We start from the raw sequence: 17199 nt of genomic DNA on the forward strand, positions 1-17199 counted from the left end.
AAACCAAGTGGTGTGTTATTTCACTCAGATCAGGGCACGCATTACACCAGTAAGAAATTTGCTGAATCAATCGATGATTGCGACGGTATGACACAGAGTATGAGCCGTCGTGGAAATTGTTGGGATAACGCCCCAACTGAGCGCTTCTTTAGAAGCTTCAAAACAGAGTGGATGCCAAAGGGCGGTTATGAGAATATCGCTGAGGCTAAAAGTGCCATTAGTGATTATATCTGGGGCTACTATCAAACCGTGAGACCGCACACTTTCAACAATTATTTAACACCAGCTGAAACAGAAAGACGTTACTTTAATCAAAACCTCTTATCAGGTGTCCTAAATTAGTTGACCACTACATAAGCGTTATTTAAATAGCCGCGCTATGACATTATAAAAGGGAAAGTTATGAATAAGCGTCACATATCCATCCTAATGCTTGCCATGACGGCACTATTATCAGGCTGTGATCAATCGTCGCAAGACCCGAATGTCATGCTGTCAGAAGGGCAAAAAGACCCAATCAAACAGCTGGAGATCACCTCAAAAATTGATCATAGTAAACTTGGCTATCAGCAAACCTTTTATGTGCCGATTTACTCTGACATTTATACCGATAGAGACAATCGTAAGGTCTTGCTGTCTGCGACTTTGAGTGTGCGTAATACCACCTTAAAAAAATCACTTTATATCAATAAAATCGATTACTACGATACCCGTGGGGCTTTCGTAAAATCATATCTGAATAAACCTATCGAGCTACCAGCAATGGGCACGCTCAATTATATTGTCGAAAAAGAAGAAGACAAAGGCGGCTCTGGAGCTAACTTCATCATTGAAGTCGAAGGTATTGATGAGACCGTCGCCCCAGTCATTGAGGCGGTGATGATAGGCAATTTTAGCAATAAAGCCTTTGCCTTTACCACGCAAGGCACGCCAGTTATACATTGATAAATGCTATATTACTAAAGGCTTACTTATAAGGGCTGTGAAGTGCTGTGAGCTTTTTAATACTCCCCCAACAGCCAACCACTGGCAAAGGCAAAATATTCTCGAAACCATGCATTATAACGAATGGATAAAGGGGTCGGGCTAGCCACCGTAATTGGCTGTTGATAGCCTTGATGCCTTGCAATGGCTGCTGCCCGAATGGTATGAAAATCACTGGTCACGATAGCAATAGGGTCAGTGATAGAGACGCCTTGCGCCGCTAATAGGGCTTGGCTATTGGCTAAATTTTCTTCTGTACTGGTGCTTTTACCTTCTTGTAGAATGCGTTCAAACGGGATGCGGTACGTCTCGTGTAAGTAGGACGCCATGATATCAGCCTCGCTACGGCTACGCTGAAAACCAACACCACCGCTGGTTATTACTATGGCGTTTGGTTGTGCATCAATGAGAGGCGCCGCAGTATCTAAGCGCTTGGCTAAGGTAGGAGTGGGTTTGCCTGCGACTGTGCCTGAACCTAATACAATGATAGCTGCCACTGTCGGCGCTGGCTGCTGGCTTCGTTCAATCTGCTGCTGCAGTGACCAAACAAACACCATAAAGCTGATAAGCCATAGGATAAATAAGCCCCATAAGCCATACCATACTCGCTTAAATAGAGGGTGATGCCTGATGAAACGGCGAATTCGTTCCCAGTAAATGCCATGAATGACAAAAATTACGCCAATAATAAATGGCACTACTGAGCCAAAGTTAATCTTGCCAATAATCATCAATACAGCGCAGTCTATGGTGATGATGATACCGACAATGAGTAGGAGTATACGGATGAGTAAGGTTTTGGACATAGCTGAAAACTGCTTGTGTTTAATGAACTGCAAGATAATTATAATACCAACGATATAATCCTTGAGCTAGCTACCGTTAACTTAGATTTTTAGTAAAATATAATATTTTGATTATAAGATATTGACGGATGAGCTGTTTAAGACCCATCAGCGCTCATGAAGATAGGGCATTCATGTCGATGACAGTAGTGGCTGATACTCAAAAAATAGCAGCTGGGATACTGAGAAAAAACAGCGAGGCGTCCAGTAAAGGCGCGGGCGGGGTTTAGTAAATAAGTTTAAATAGGAATAACTAGAAAAATCAGGCAAGATAAAGTTAAGCGTTATTGCTTAACACTTAGGAGATGTTTTAAAGAAATTTGGATAGAGTGTAAAACTAGAGGCTTTGATAAAGCAGAATAAGATTGGCGGTGAAGGAGGAAGTCTAACTATATTTTCAAGTGATTGATATAAATGTATTTAATATACTGTAGCTAAGTATTAGACCATCAAATAGACCAACAGGTTTGTAGTATTGGATGTAAGGTAAATAATGGGATTTATCTCATGATTAATCGTAACTAAATATTTCTAAAGCATTATTTAGTTTCAAACATATACTATCACTAAAAAGCGTTTTTTGGTTATTAAGGTTTCCTTCCCATTCACTAAAGATCTTTTAAAAAGAAATTTCGCCAAATATATCGTCGTAACTGTCATAAGTTTGACGCTTAATTTCATTACCTTGCTTATCAATAATGACCTGCGTGATTTGGTCACCTTCTAAGTACATAGTGGCCAGACCATTGATAAAATAACCGTCGCTGACATCTGTGTATAAAGATAAGTCGCCCACATCGGGAGAGGCTGCATTATATTTTGGCTCAATGACTACTCGACCTGCGTGGTCAATAAATCCCCATTTCAACTTATCGTTATCTCCGACACCTACCGCCGCCAGACCTTCAGAAAAATCCAATGCGGCATCCCATGTAGAGGCAATAACTGGCTGACCTTTAGTGTTTATATATCCTACTTTTTGGTCATCTGTCAGACTAAAATTTGCTAGACCTTCCTTAAAGTTGCCAAGCTGTTGGTATCGAAAATCAATGACGGTATCGCCATTACTGTCAATGGCACCAAATTTTTCATTTCTTAACACCGTTACCAGTCCATTTGAGAAATCTCCAACATAGCGATAGACATAAGGAATGACGAGCTTGCCTTGCTTGTCCATAAAGCCCCATTTGTCATCTTTATAAACCGCAACTCGACCTTCACTAAAATTATGCATCTCAGGTACGAAGTCAAAAAAGATAGGATAAATAACAGGTATGGCAACCTTACCTTGAATATCGACATAACCAATCGTGTCATAACCGTGCGTCACGTAAGCCATGCCGTCATGGAACTCACCGCAATGATCATAGATAGCAGGGGTAATAACATTCCCAGCGCTGTTCTTAAATCCACAAGTGTCGTCATGACCTTCTATTGAGCTATGATATTCAACGGGCAAGTCGGGACTGACACCACGCGTGCTATCACTCGAAGATGAGGGCATAACGCTTGTTCCCCATGAATCCGTCGCTACGTCGGCTGCTGTACAGCCGATTAAGAAAGCTAGTAATGTACATAATCCTAGAGCTTTCATATGAGTCCTTTTCAATAGGTCTTCTTATGAAAAGTTGATAGTCGCCAACTGCACTTGTATCGGCGGTGGGACCGTAATTTTCATATCCACGATAGCACCACTGCGCGTAACCTGATAGCACTCATCCGCAGCAACGTCCTCTGGTGATGAGGGCTCCGTAAGAGTGGTGTGCAGGCACAACCAAGCAGTATTGTCAGTGGCTTGCTTAAGCGACCAGGTTTGAATGGCTGTCTGTGTTAGGTCATTATCATATTCTGTTGGCATCACACTTTTCGCAAATTCACCCGAGTCACCGATAGCGGCTGTTGTAGGTAAGGCACTGAACGTTATGTCAATGTCTAGCGCTTCTTGATCAGGTGAGCCATGACTGGTCAGCGGATCTAAGCTGTAGTAGCGTGTGAGTGTTGCAGAAGTTAGAGGCTTGCTGTTGAGGGTCATTACGTTATCGTTCACCACAGTGAACGCTGTCTTATTATCGACCTTAACTTGGCCTTTTCGAGTTTGGGTGGTCGTTATTTTTGAGATCATACCTTCATTAGACAGTGCTATTATTTTAACGAAATTGCCAGTAATTAACTGAGATAATGGCGCAGAGATAGGATATTGCACGCTATCATTGAGTGGTTTTGTATGACCTTGTATAGTCGTGCCAGCAAGCAAAACAACCGCACAGCATAGTCTTAAGATTCTCATATATTCATCCTTATTTATACCTATCACAGACTGTTATAAATTATTCTCTTAACACCGTCTTCTAATGGGCTTGAATCTACTACTTTAGTACTTAATAAATCACCTTTAGCGTTGATGTTATAGCATTCAGACATAGTGCCATTGGCGTCATTCAATAGCAGATTTTCTGAAGCGTTTATACAAAACCAAGCGGTATCATTAGTAGCGCGTTTCAGCGACCAACTCTGAGTATATTTGCTGATTAACTTATCTTGACTGCTGTCGCTATAGACACTCTCAGTGATAAACTCGCTTGAGTCGCCTATAGTTGCCATTTTGGGCATATCAGAGGTTTGATTAGCTACCGAGTACTCCCCTAGATTGTTGGTAAAGCCATAGAACTTTACAGGGTTTAGGGTATAGTAATTGATTGATATTAGCTGCTGATCGATGATGCCATCTGATTTTATGGTATAAGCAGTTTCGGCACCTTGTGCCTGCTGGTTGTTGAATGTCATTTTCCCTTTGGGAACGACTTTTATCTCAAGCACTGTGTTTTGATTGTCATTGGCTTGTATCAGGGTATCAGTACGCGCTTTGGTATAGATATTGAGTAGGGCGGTCTCTACAGGATATTGCGTGACTATTTGGTTTGATTTATTTGGGGTTATCACATCGTTATTCATAGTAGTACAAGCACTTAGGCCTAGAGCTACCACTGCTATTAATGCTAATACTTTCATAAATTAACTCGCTAATAAGTTATAGGTTTTTATAATATTTATTTAGCTATGACGTATTTTTTTAATGCAAATACATTGTAGCTTGGTTAGTAGTAGAACCTTTTATCTTCATAATCTACTTATTACTTCTATAGTTTTAACACCAACTTCTGTTTTATAAGTTTCTATTATTTTACTATCTAAAATATCGCCATGTTCGTCAATTTCAAAACATTGAATTTTCTTTTTCTTAAAAGCTAAATTACCGTGTGCCAGTTCTTCCATACAAAACCATGCTGTATTCTGACTGGCTTTTGATAACGACCACTTTTCTGTATAAGATCTTATTTGGTTACTTTTGCTACTATCTGAATACACTATTGCAGCTACAGACTTACCAGAGCTACCTACATTCGCTACTCTAGGTAGGATAGCGCTTTGCGTAGCTACGCTATATTCTCCTGAGCTACTCGTATAGCCTTTAAATAGGAAAGGATTGAGAGTAAAGTAACTCATTCTGATATTTCTAGTTATCACTTCGTTATCTATGCTAGTACTAGAGATTGATTGTACGCTTTGAACCTGTTGATTTTCAAAATTAGACGCTGCTTTGGGTATTATTTTATAGTCAAATTCTAAAGATTTTTTATCAGAAAGTAGGCTGTATAGCGAGTCGCTATATTCTTTGGTAAAAATGTTTATCACAGCCGTCTCAACGGGGAACTGAGTTACATCTGAGTCGGGATTATTGATGGTCGAGCTACTTTTTATACCCGTTGTACAAGCGCTTAGAGCTAGGCTAGCTAGTAGACAGAATGCAATTGTTTTCATATGGTTTATTTCTATTATTGGGTTAATTCTAGATATTGCTTACAGCTGTAGCGATTGCCATTTTGACAGGCTTTACCGTACCATTTGATTGCTTCATCATCACTTTGAGCGACACCATCACCATTGAGGTATAACGACGCAAGCATTGCTTGAATTGAGTGGTCGTCCTTACCGCTCTCTACTATCTTGTTCAACCACTTAAAAGCTTGCGTATAATCCTGTTCAATATCGTTACCATGGTAGTACATCCATGCTAGACCTGTTTGTGCCAAGATATTTCTTTGATTTGCTGCTTTTGTATACCATTTTAGGGCTTCTTCATGATTTTTTTGTACGCCTTCACCTCTAGAGTACATTCTTCCCAGTTCCAGTTGAGCAGTATCATGACCTTGTTCAGCAGCTTTTTGATACCAGTATACCGACTGGTGATAATTCCTTTCAGTACCATAGCCATCATAGTACATAAAGCCTAGTGCATAGTAAGAGCGAACAGCATACTCATCGTTCGGATCTTCTCCATTAGCCATTTTCTGAAATAGTTTGAGCGCTTTTATCTGGCTTTCATGCTCGTTGTAGTGACTATGATAGTCATACGCAAGACTAAACAAAGCGGGAGGATAGTTTTGTTCTGCTGCTTTTGTAAGCCAGTATTTTGATTTTTCTAAATCCTCGGTGATTTTATCACTATGAGCGTATATTAACGCTAAGCCAAACTGCGCTTCGGCCACATCCTCTTTAATCGCTTTTTGATACCATTCAAAAGCTTTGGCATGATCTAGCGGGACATGTATACCATCATGATAAAAAAGGGCAACCTTAGACTGAGCGACAGCATTACCTTGGTTAGCTGCTTTTAAATACCAACTTAAAGCTTTTTTAGCATTTTTATCTACGTCTTTACCTTCATAATAGAAGTCGATAGGTTCATTATTAAAAATACGATAGTCTGGTTTTACGAGCGTCTGATAGTGCTTAGCAAGCTCAAGCTGAGACTGAACATCGCCTGATTCAGCTAATGCTTTAATAGACTCAAAATTTGCCGCTAATACTGACCAGCTGATACTCAGTGCTAGTATTGCTATTGCCATTTTTTGGATAAAATGTCGTATTAAAACCATGCTTTGCCTCAAAGTAAAAATAAACAAATGTTACACGAATTTGAAATAATCTCATAGTTAAATACCCATCAGTTTAAGATATCCATATCAGACCCTGCTATCATTACCTCACTATAAAAACTCTTACCTTCCAAAGTATCTAGGAACCATAAATGCCCAGCCAAATCAATCAAGACGATATTAATAAAGCCGTATGGAATGCCTGTGACACCTTCCGTGGGGTCATTAGCGCCGATACCTATAAAGACTTCATCTTAACTATGTTGTTCCTAAAGTATTTGTCAGACGTCTATCGCGATGAGTACAACAAACTGGTTGAGCAGTTTGGTGACAATCCAGAACTGATCCATGCCATGATGTCCAAGCAGCGTTTTGTCTTACCTGAGGGCGCAAGCTTTTGGGATTTATATGAGCAGCGTCATCAGCCGGGCAATGGTCAACGTATCGATGAGGCCCTTCATGCGATTGAAGAAGCCAACGGCACTAAGCTCAAAAACGTCTTTCAAGACATCAGCTTTAACACCGATAAACTCGGTCAAGAAAAGCAAAAGAACGAGTTACTGCGGCATTTATTAGAAGACTTTGGCAAAGATATCCTTAACCTAAGCGTTGAGCGTGTCGGTAGTTTGGACGTGATTGGTAATGCCTACGAGTTTTTAATCAAGCACTTTGCCGCCAGTAGTGGCGCAACGGCGGGTGAGTTTTATACGCCACCAGAAGTATCGAGTTTACTGGCGACTATCCTTGAGCCTGTTGAAGGTGATCAAATCTGTGATCCGGCTTGCGGTTCAGGGTCGCTACTTATTAAATGCGGGGCGATGGTACGCAAAAACTCAAACTCCAAGAAATATGCGCTATACGGTCAAGAAGCCATTGGCTCGACATGGGCACTGGCTAAGATGAATATGTTTTTGCATGGTGAGGACAACCACCGAATCGAGTGGGGCGATACCATCCGCAATCCGCTGCTACTTGATAAGGACGGCAAGCACTTATTACAGTTCGATGTGGTCACTGCCAATCCGCCGTTTTCACTGGATAAATGGGGTCATGAGGATGCCAGCAGCGATCCTTATGGTCGCTTCCATCGCGGTGTACCGCCCAAGACCAAGGGCGACTATGCGTTTATCAGTCATATGATCGAAACGCTCAAGCCTGCGACTGGGCGTATGGGTGTGGTCGTACCGCATGGCGTGCTGTTCCGTGCATCCAGTGAAGGTAAAATCCGTCAGCAACTTATCGAAGAAAACCTGCTCGATACAGTGATTGGCTTACCTGAAAAGCTATTCTTCGGAACCGGTATTCCAGCCGCTATTTTGCTGTTTAAGAAGAATAAAACCGATCCTGTCAGTGGTAAAGTTGATGACTCCGTACTGTTTATCGATGCCAGTAATGAGTTTAAATCAGGTAAAAATCAAAATCAGCTGACTGAAGATAACATTGCTAAAGTCATTGAGACTTATAAGGCGCGAGAAAGTGTCGATAAATATGCGTATCTAGCGAGCTTTGATGAGATAAAAGAAAATGACTTTAACCTAAATATTCCACGCTATGTCGATACCTTTGAGGAAGAGGCGGAGATTGATCTGGATGCGGTGCGTGCTGAACGTCTTGAGTTAAAGGCTGAACTCGATAGCTTAGAGATTGAGATGGCAGGGTTTTTAAAGGAGTTGGGTTATGGTGCCTAAGGGTTGGAAATTAACCTCACTTGGTGATATTTCTAGTAAAGTTCAGACTGGACCTTTCGGTAGTCAACTTCATGCTCACGAATATACAGATGAAGGCATTCCAGTTTTGATGCCAAAAGATTTGATTAACGGCAGAGCAGACATTAATAGTGCTGCAAAAATTACAGAGTCTAGAGCTGATGATCTTGCTAAGCATAAATTAAAAAAAGGCGATATTTTATTCAGTAGAAGAGGTGATGTTGCTCGATTTGGTTTAATAACGGAAGAGTCTGAAGGTGCACTGTGTGGCACAGGATGTTTAAAAGCTTCTATTAGTAAAGAACACTCGGCATTATTTTTATCTTATTTCCTACAAAAAAGTGCAGTAAGAAAGTGGTTAGAGCAAAATGCTGTTGGTCAAACAATGCTTAATTTAAATACTACGATACTTTCTGAACTACCAATTATGGTTGCCTCTTCAAAACAAGAACAACAAAAAATCGCCAAAATTCTATCTACTTGGGATAAAGCGATTGGCACCACTGAGCGTTTAATTGCCAATAGTACCCAGCAGAAAAAAGCCTTGATGCAGCAGTTGCTGACGGGTAAAAAGCGGTTGCTTGATGAGTCGGGGAAAAGGTTTGCGGGTGAGTGGGAAGAAGCAACAGTATCATCTTTTGGTAAGGTTGTTACTGGTAGCACGCCACCAAAAAATGATTCTAGCAATTATGATGGCAATATATCTTGGGCTACAGCTGAAGATTTTAAGCAAAAGTATGTATCAAATACTAAAGTTAAACTAACAGAATCAGGGGCAACTAAAGCTAGAGTTGTTCCTAAAGGAAGTGTCTTAGTAACTTGCATAGCGTCTATAGGAAAAAATGCGATAGCCAATGAAGATTTAGCTACCAATCAACAAATCAATTCCGTGGTAATTAATAAGAATAATTCAAATGAATTCTTTTATTATCTAATAGAGTTTAATACTCATAAATTACTAGCTTGGGCAGGGACTACAGCTGTACCTATACTAAATAAGACGAGTTTTGAAAAGGTAAAATTCATAGTACCAAATCTAAAAGAACAACAAAAAATCGCCACTGTTTTAACCAATGCCGATAAAGAAATTGAGTTGCTTGAGCAGCAATTGGCTGATTTGCAGCAAGAGAAAAAGGCGTTGATGCAGGTTTTGTTGACGGGTAAGAAGCGGGTGCGGGTTGATGGTTTAGTTTAAATATAACTAAGTAAAACTACTAGCGTAAATTAATGATTGTGTATATTATTAATCTACACAATCATTAATAATAATTGTCGATAGGATTGTGATATGGGTCCTCGCCATTATTATGTATTACTTTTTTGATGAAGTCAGGGTCTTGAAACCTATTATTATGAAACCTTAGCCAACTAAAAAGACGTACAATAACATATATTTCAGGACGTTCATTTCCCTTAGGAGATAATAAATGTTTAAAAATATACTTTAAGCCAGGTTCTAACTGGTTTAAATTTTTTTCAAAACTATCTGGAAAATTCCTACTATTCACTAGTAAATTAACATCCCCTATCTGCTTGGCATCGAATGGATACTCATTGAATATTAGTTTATATGCGTAAACACCGAATGACCAAGAATCATAGTTTTTTGTTTTTTCACCTTCTTGTAAAAAGTCTGGCGCCATAGTTACGAACGAAGATAGAAGCCGTCGGTTATTGTCGCTAAACACTAGATCTTCATCTACATCTCTCTCAAAACGAAATGCCTCATGTTGATAGAAGTTATTCTTTTGGCAACTCCCCATATCAAGAAATACCACTCCCGGTTCATTTTGCTTCTGATAATCCAAATCTAAATTAGGCATACTATAGTTGTCTTTAATTAGTATATTTCCTGGATGTATATCTCTATGCTCATAACCTAATCTATTGAAATAATTTAAACCTGAAGCAATCCGATGTAGTAATGTTATTTTTTGCTCTAACGTATAACTGTTCGTCTTTAGATTACTCAGTAAAACACCTTCTTGGTACTCATACGAAAAAAAATTTATTAATCCATCACACATATTAGTATATTTATGGACTAGTACTGGTAGTGGATAACTATTTTTAGGGATTAAAATTCTGCTCGTCTTAATATAATAGTTATCGAAATCTGGAGTTGCGTTAATATGATTATATTCTAAGACTGATGCTTCCTGTTTGAAGCGCTCTAATTCGATGTTATTTCTAGGTGCAATTAAAAACTTAATAACAACTTTTCTTTCGCCTTCCATATATAAGCAGTTTAAAGAACTACCTCCTCCCAATTTTTTATGGAATCTATATCCATCAATTCTATACAAACTTAAACTTTTTAAAAACTTCTTAGTTGAAAACTTATCATCTAGCTTACTATAACTCTTTAATCTCATATTTTTTGCAATATAGCATGATTTCTCCTTTGAATCCTGAAGGTATATCTTTAAAAGACTTCTCAATGCAATAGTATTTACTTTCAAGCCACTCAACAATCTCTTTTTCATCGTAACAACCCTCACTCCTTTCTTCAATATCTTCTTGAATATCAATAAGATCAATTACATTTGGACTGTAAATAAACCTAATACCTTCATCTTCTATAGGTACTATTTTATGGACATATCCAAATCTTAAAGCTTGATGCAAGTCTGTAGTACAAAAAATAGTTTCACTTCTTGCTCTCACTCCGAATTTATTATAAAACCAGTTATCAGCTACATTATGTATATTGATATTAGTATGCAATGGTACTCTAGGTTCTTTCAAAAATTTATTCTCAAGAATATTGTTATTGTTAATGTACGATAATCCTCTATAGAGCTTCACCTCACTCTCCTTTAAATCAATTTTAAGTTATAACGATCAAAATTGTTTAATCCATACCATATTAAAATTATTTTACATATTTACTTTATTTATAAGAACTGCAAATCTTACGTTAGAGTCATTTTAGCCTCACTTTTAATGGACATACTGGCAAATTATATAGGCTATCGTGATCAGTGTGTAGATACCATCTTGCCGAGGGACGAGGCGCGAATACAGTTTTAAAGAATACCGTCCCATGACTCGCATATTTCCCACTTTTTAAAGCATTCAGATATCGAGGCTACTTTTTTTGAGCTTTTACTTTTTATTTCTTGTCAAAGTAAATTGACACCATAACAACTATCAACTAATCTATACCCAACATAACCGCCACGCTTAGTGCCCTTTGGGTAACGCGCAACCTTGGCGGTTTTTCTTTACCTTTTTTATGACAGTATCGGACGAAATAAAGTGGCCTATAGCGATTGCTAACGACTCACTGCTATACTAACTCAATATTACTCATCCTCTATCAATAAATCCTACCGATGCAAAGCGTAAAGCTTGGACATAACCATGGAAATAAAAAAGTTAACGCTAAATAACCTAGGACGCTTTGAGAGCCTTGAAGTGGACTTTGCCCCGACTGAAGATAACGAGTCGAATGTTACCGTATTTATTGGTAATAACGGCGCAGGCAAGACCTCAATATTAGACGCATTAGCGACTTCATTAAGCTGGTTCGTTGCACGCTTGCGTACCGAAAAGGGCAGTGGTCATGCCATCGATGAGCTGTATATTATCGATAACGCACCAGCAGCTAGTATCACTTTGCAATTATCTGATGATATTCAAACCGATAGCGAAGCCGCGCTTTTATCGTATCAATGGACGTTAGTTAAAGCACGTAAAGGGCGCAAAAGCGATAAGTCTAGTAATTTGAGCCATCTTTCTAAGCTTGTAGATAATTACCGTCAGCAACTTACCGATAACGATAGTGCTAGCCTGCCTTTGATTGCTTACTATCCTGTTGAGCGTTCAGTGTTAGATATTCCATTAAAGATTAGAAACAAACACAATTTTGATCAGATAGACGGTTATGACAGTGCGCTGAATCAAGGCGTGGACTTTAGGCGATTTTTTGAATGGTTTCGCGAGCGTGAAGATATTGAGAACGAGGAGGAGAATAGAAGGTACGAATCATTTATTGAGATTGAATTCTCAGACATTGACGCTTTAATGGACAATTATGAGCAAAGAATAAAAAAGATAGATTTTAATGATGTAGATACTGCAAAAAAAGAAATTGGAGACATACAAGAGTCAATATCTTTTATTAAAAAAATTTTAAATGATGAATACCAAGACAATCAACTAAAAGCAGTTAGAACCGCTATCACAGCTTTTATGCCCGATCTAAGCAATATTCGAGTACAGCGTAAGCCACGTCTGCATATGGCAGTCGATAAAAACGGTAAATCACTGAATGTTATGCAACTCTCGCAAGGTGAGAAATCACTTATGGCGTTAGTAGGAGACATTGCTAGACGTCTAGCAATGATGAATCCTGAATTGGACAATCCTTTACACGGCGATGGCATTATCTTGATAGATGAAGTCGATATGCACCTGCATCCCAGTTGGCAGCGTAACCTTGTGCAGCGCTTTACCGATACCTTTCCTAAATGCCAGATTGTCCTAAGTACTCATTCGCCTTTAGTCATTAGCGATCAAAAGGATATTTTAGTTTATTTGTTAAATGATGGTGAGATCATCGCATTGCCACCTTTATATGGTGAGGACGTTAATACTGTCTTGCTAGAAGTGATGGATACTGACATTCGTGATCATGATATTAACGAAAAGCTTGGCAATCTATTAGATGCAATACAGGATGCTGATATTGGCAATGCTAAAACGCTTTTAGAAGCTTTAGAAATGGAGCTGCCATCAGGCAACATGGAGCTTGCCAAAGCAAGGTTGCTACTTCGTAAAAAGGAGCTGCAACTTGCGAAAAATAACTAAGCAAACAGGGTTTGAGCCACAAAGTCTTACCCGCTGGAAGCGAGCAAACCCTCATGGCAATTACGATAAATTAAATAAAGTAGAAAGAGAAGATATTCGACTTGCTTGTGCAACAGAACAGTTCTATCTCTGCGCATACTGCTGCAAACCCATTTCAGGTAATGGCAAAGATTGCATGAATGAACATGTCCTCGCTAGACGCATAGCGCCAAATAGGAGCCTTGATTATACCAATATTGTTGCCAGCTGTAGGACCCCTAAACAATGTGATAATGCACATGGTTCGCAGCCATTACCACTTACGCCTTTTGATATTGAATGTGAGACAGACTTAGAGTTTAAGTTAAGTGGTAGAGTGGAAGGCAAAACTGCTAAGGCCAAAGAAACCGTTCGCGTATTAAATTTGGGCAATGACAATAAATCTTTGGTGGAGCAAAGACGGCAGTTTGTACAAGCTTTATTATTAGGTAATGGCATTAACCCTAATGATGTCATAGATGATAGTGATTTAATCCAAATGGTCATTGATGATTTATCGCATCCTAAGAATGGCAAACTTGAAGCCTTTGCGCCAATTGCTATAAATGCATTGAGGCAATGGGTGGCGTAATGTCTAATAACACGATTAACTTCGCAGAAGAATTTAGCTCAAAGATTCCTGCCTTAACTTTGCTCAGCACGCTGGGCTATCAATTTATTCCACCCAGCCAATGCAATGCCATGCGCTCAAAAGCAGCGTCAAACAAAGCCACTAATCAAGTGGTGTTACTGCCCATCATGCGTGCGTTTTTAGCCGAGCAAACCTTTACGTTCGAAGGCACAGCGCATCATTTATCAGATAGTGCCACTGATAAAATTATGCACGAGCTCAATCCTGCGATGAACTTAGGCTTGCAGCTCGCTAATGAAACCCTCTATAACGCTATGCTTTATGGCGTGACCGTGACGGAGTTTATCGACGGTAAAAAGACCTCGCAAACTATCGGCCTGATAGATTGGGATCATATCGACAACAACAGCTTTCACGTTACCGAAGAGTTTATCGTACAAAATGCCGAGGGTACAGGCAACGTCATTCCTGATATCGTCTGCTTTGTGAATGGTCTGCCGCTGGCAGTGATCGAAGCCAAACGTCCTGATTCGAGTAGAGAGTGGCAATCGACCAACGCCCAGGCGATGTCCCAGCATATTCGCAATCAACATCAAAAAGAAATACCGCATCTATTTGCCTATAGCCAGTTATTACTAGCGGTCAATGGTAATGACGGTCTGTATGCTACCTGCGGCACGCCTGAGAAGTTTTGGGCAAAATGGGTTGAAGAAGAAATCTCTGAGCCTGAGTTTCATCGTTTAAAGAACCAAAAGCTTAATAGTGAGCAGATTGAGAGTTTGTTTAGCCATCGTCCTGCCTCTGTTAAAAATGAATATCGGTCATTAATTAATAACGGTGATCTAGTCGTCACCGACCAAGACCGCTTAATCATCAGTCTTTTGCAGCCTGAGCGTCTGCTTGAGATGACGCGCATGTTTACCTTGTTTGATAAAAAGGCTGGCAAAATTGTTGCGCGTTATCAGCAAGTCTTTGGCATCAAAGCCCTGATTGAACGTATCAGTACTTTTGACGAGCAGGGCAGTCGTGAAGGTGGGGTGATTTGGCATACCACAGGTAGTGGTAAATCTTTTACGATGGTGTTTTTCTCTAAGGCGCTTATTTGGTTAGAGCAGCTCGCGAAGTGTCGAATTATTGTCGTCACCGACCGTGTCGATTTGGAAACCCAGCTGAGCAATACCTTTAAGTCTGGTGGCGTAATAACCAGCAAACGCGATAGTCGTGACGCCATGGCAACTTCTGGTCGCCGTCTAGCTGAGCAAATCGGTCACGGTAATGAGCGCGTTATCTTCTCCATTATTAACAAGTTTGGTTCAGCCGTTAAGTATGATGAATGCTATAACGATAGCCCAAACATCATCGTCATGGTCGATGAAGGTCACCGCAGCCAAAACGGTGAGAACAATATTCGTATGGCACAAGCCTTGCCAAATGCCGCCTTTATTGCCTTTACTGGTACGCCATTGCTAAAAGATGATAAGACCGAAAACAAATTCGGTAGCATTATTCACTCCTACACCATGCAGCAAGCGGTCAAAGATAAAACCGTTACGCCACTGTTATATGAAGAGCGCGTTCCTGAGCTCAATACCAATGACGCCGCTATCGATGCTTGGTTTGACCGTATCACCCAAAAGCTTAGCGAGGATCAAAAGAGTGACCTAAAACGTAAATTCTCCCAAAAAGGTCAAATCTATCAGGTTGAAGGTCGCATTGAGCTCATCGCTCATGACATCTCTGATCACTTCCAAAACTTTAAACAGCAGTACCTTAAAGGTCAACTGGCCTGTGACTCTAAAGCCTCAGCTATCCGCTATAAAATGGCGTTAGATAAGATTGGCAAAGTGACCTCAGTGGTTGCCATGTCGCCACCTGATACCCGTGAGGGGCATGATACCGTCGATGGCGAGTCAAAAGACATTGTCCAGAATTGGTGGCAAGCCAATGTCGCCAATCAGTATGGCGGTGACGAAAAAGCCTATACCAAAGCTATCATAGAAGCCTTTAGTCAGGATGATGGTCCTGACATTATGATTGTTGTCGATAAGCTACTAACGGGCTTTGATGAGCCAAAAAACACCGTACTGTATATCGATAAGCCCTTAAAGCAGCACAACCTGATTCAGGCAATTGCACGGGTAAACCGCTTGCATGAGAAAAAACGCTTTGGTTATTTGATTGATTATCGTGGCATCTTAAAAGAGCTGGATATCACTATTGAAAAATACCAAGACTTAGCAGAACGTACGCAAGGCGGCTTTGATATCGAAGACCTTAAAGGTCTATATAACGCTATGGATACCGAGTATAAGCAGCTACCAAGATTGCATAGCGAGTTGTGGGCGATCTTCTCATCGGTAAAAAACAAGCAAGACGGACAAGCATTAAGGCAGGTGCTGGCGCCAAAGATGCAAGAGATCGACGGCAGAGTAGTCGATACCAGGCTTAAAGAGCGTGACGACTTTTATGCTGCCTTGACCGCATTTTCTAACGCTATGAAAATTGCGTTGCAATCGGCGTCTTTCTTTGAAGACACCTCATTTGATAACAAACGTGATCGCTACAAGCAGGATTTAAAAGCCTTTATTAACCTACGTAAGCAAGTCCGTGAAGATGCAGATGAAACCATCGACTATGATGAGTATGAAGCGGACATTCGTAGCTTACTTGATAAGCATATCGCTGGACTTGAGGTTCGTGAGGCAAAAGGTGCTTACTTGGTTGGCAACTTAGGTAAGAATGTTAAGCCTGAAGCATTAAGCGATGATGAAGCCCGTAACCAAACGGATAAAATCACTGGTCGGGTGACCAAGATGATTGAACAAGATTTGGCTGATGACCCTTATGCCCAAGAGTATTTTTCTAAACTGCTTAAGCAAGCGATTGCTGATGCTAAAGCCATGTTTGATGCACCTGTAAAGCAGTACATGATGTTTGCTGACTTTGAGCAAGCCGTCAAAGACCGTGATGTCGCTGATATGCCGAATGCGTTTATCGATGATAGTGGTAAATTGAACAAACATGCTCAGGCGTACTTTGGTTTGTTTAAGCATTTATTTGATTTTGATTTCTTGATAGATAAAGATTTAGATAACGACAAGCTAGTCGCTTACGCCTTTGAGATTGATAAGATCGTTAAGACAGCAGTGGCTGAGTATTCTATCAATCCAGCAGAAATTGAAAATGCTATTAGTGTCAAATTGCTGCCGATGTTATTTATGGATTTAGGTATTGATAAAGCGCAACAGCTTATCGAGGAAGTACTAAAGATTACCCGTCTTGGACTTTCGAGAGACAAGTAG

General features: G+C 40.1%; 15 protein-coding genes. 7 read left to right on the forward strand and 8 right to left on the reverse strand.

Annotated features, from left to right (window positions below; translation table 11 throughout):
• Positions 1-342, forward strand: a 342-nt coding sequence (locus tag AAEY79_RS06255; RefSeq protein WP_352287665.1) for an integrase core domain-containing protein, incomplete at its 5' end; no start/stop codon positions are given.
• 60 nt (positions 343-402) lie between these two features.
• On the forward strand, positions 403-945 hold the full coding sequence (locus AAEY79_RS06260; protein WP_025653237.1) for a DUF3124 domain-containing protein: 543 nt from the start codon (positions 403-405) through the stop codon (positions 943-945).
• 56 nt (positions 946-1001) lie between these two features.
• Here the strand turns inward: AAEY79_RS06260 and AAEY79_RS06265 are convergent, their stop codons facing one another.
• The 6 genes from AAEY79_RS06265 to AAEY79_RS06290 form a co-directional block, all read right to left on the reverse strand.
• Positions 1002-1790, reverse strand: a complete 789-nt coding sequence (locus tag AAEY79_RS06265; protein ID WP_350588191.1) for a YdcF family protein — start codon at positions 1788-1790, stop codon at positions 1002-1004.
• Between the two features lie 658 nt (positions 1791-2448).
• The gene (locus tag AAEY79_RS06270) at positions 2449-3423 is read right to left on the reverse strand and encodes a WG repeat-containing protein (RefSeq protein WP_101211353.1); all 975 of its coding nucleotides are present in this window, start codon (positions 3421-3423) and stop codon (positions 2449-2451) included.
• 24 nt (positions 3424-3447) lie between these two features.
• Complete coding sequence (locus tag AAEY79_RS06275; RefSeq protein ID WP_101211352.1) at positions 3448-4116, reverse strand: hypothetical protein; 669 nt, start codon at positions 4114-4116, stop codon at positions 3448-3450.
• A gap of 23 nt (positions 4117-4139) precedes the next feature.
• Positions 4140-4838, reverse strand: a complete 699-nt coding sequence (locus AAEY79_RS06280; protein ID WP_101211351.1) for a hypothetical protein — start codon at positions 4836-4838, stop codon at positions 4140-4142.
• Between the two features lie 108 nt (positions 4839-4946).
• Complete coding sequence (locus AAEY79_RS06285) at positions 4947-5648, reverse strand: hypothetical protein (protein ID WP_101211350.1); 702 nt, start codon at positions 5646-5648, stop codon at positions 4947-4949.
• A 14-nt stretch (positions 5649-5662) separates the two neighbouring features.
• Positions 5663-6793, reverse strand: a complete 1131-nt coding sequence (locus AAEY79_RS06290) for an SEL1-like repeat protein (RefSeq protein ID WP_352287670.1) — start codon at positions 6791-6793, stop codon at positions 5663-5665.
• Between the two features lie 125 nt (positions 6794-6918).
• Here AAEY79_RS06290 and AAEY79_RS06295 point away from each other — a divergent pair, with 125 nt between their 5' ends.
• Both AAEY79_RS06295 and AAEY79_RS06300 read left to right on the forward strand, forming a co-directional pair.
• Positions 6919-8454 (forward strand): type I restriction-modification system subunit M, encoded by a 1536-nt coding sequence (locus AAEY79_RS06295; RefSeq protein ID WP_352287673.1) that lies wholly within the window; start codon positions 6919-6921, stop codon positions 8452-8454.
• Positions 8444-9667: a restriction endonuclease subunit S gene (locus AAEY79_RS06300; protein WP_350588193.1), complete on the forward strand. Its 1224-nt coding sequence runs from the start codon at positions 8444-8446 to the stop codon at positions 9665-9667. The genes AAEY79_RS06295 and AAEY79_RS06300 overlap by 11 nt, the downstream gene beginning before the upstream one ends.
• Positions 9668-9731: 64 nt before the next feature.
• Here AAEY79_RS06300 and AAEY79_RS06305 read toward each other — a convergent pair whose 3' ends face one another.
• A complete protein-coding gene (locus AAEY79_RS06305) occupies positions 9732-10847 on the reverse strand; it encodes a protein kinase domain-containing protein (protein ID WP_350588194.1) in 1116 nt (371 codons plus the stop codon).
• Positions 10828-11280, reverse strand: coding sequence for a hypothetical protein (locus AAEY79_RS06310; RefSeq protein WP_350588195.1), 453 nt, complete (start codon positions 11278-11280; stop codon positions 10828-10830). The genes AAEY79_RS06305 and AAEY79_RS06310 overlap by 20 nt, the downstream gene beginning before the upstream one ends.
• 558 nt (positions 11281-11838) lie before the next feature.
• Between AAEY79_RS06310 and AAEY79_RS06315 the strand changes: the two genes are divergently transcribed.
• Genes AAEY79_RS06315 through AAEY79_RS06325 form a run of 3 tightly spaced genes read left to right on the forward strand, consistent with a single transcriptional unit; the run spans position 11839 to position 17199 of the window.
• A complete protein-coding gene (locus AAEY79_RS06315) occupies positions 11839-13287 on the forward strand; it encodes an AAA family ATPase (RefSeq protein WP_350588196.1) in 1449 nt (482 codons plus the stop codon).
• Complete coding sequence (locus AAEY79_RS06320) at positions 13271-13897, forward strand: hypothetical protein (RefSeq protein WP_350588197.1); 627 nt, start codon at positions 13271-13273, stop codon at positions 13895-13897. The genes AAEY79_RS06315 and AAEY79_RS06320 overlap by 17 nt, the downstream gene beginning before the upstream one ends.
• Positions 13897-17199 (forward strand): HsdR family type I site-specific deoxyribonuclease, encoded by a 3303-nt coding sequence (locus AAEY79_RS06325; RefSeq protein ID WP_352287677.1) that lies wholly within the window; start codon positions 13897-13899, stop codon positions 17197-17199. The genes AAEY79_RS06320 and AAEY79_RS06325 overlap by 1 nt, the downstream gene beginning before the upstream one ends.

The organism is Psychrobacter sp. GW64-MNA-CIBAN-0177 (assembly GCF_040309585.1).
Classification (GTDB): Bacteria; Pseudomonadota; Gammaproteobacteria; order Pseudomonadales; family Moraxellaceae; genus Psychrobacter; species Psychrobacter okhotskensis.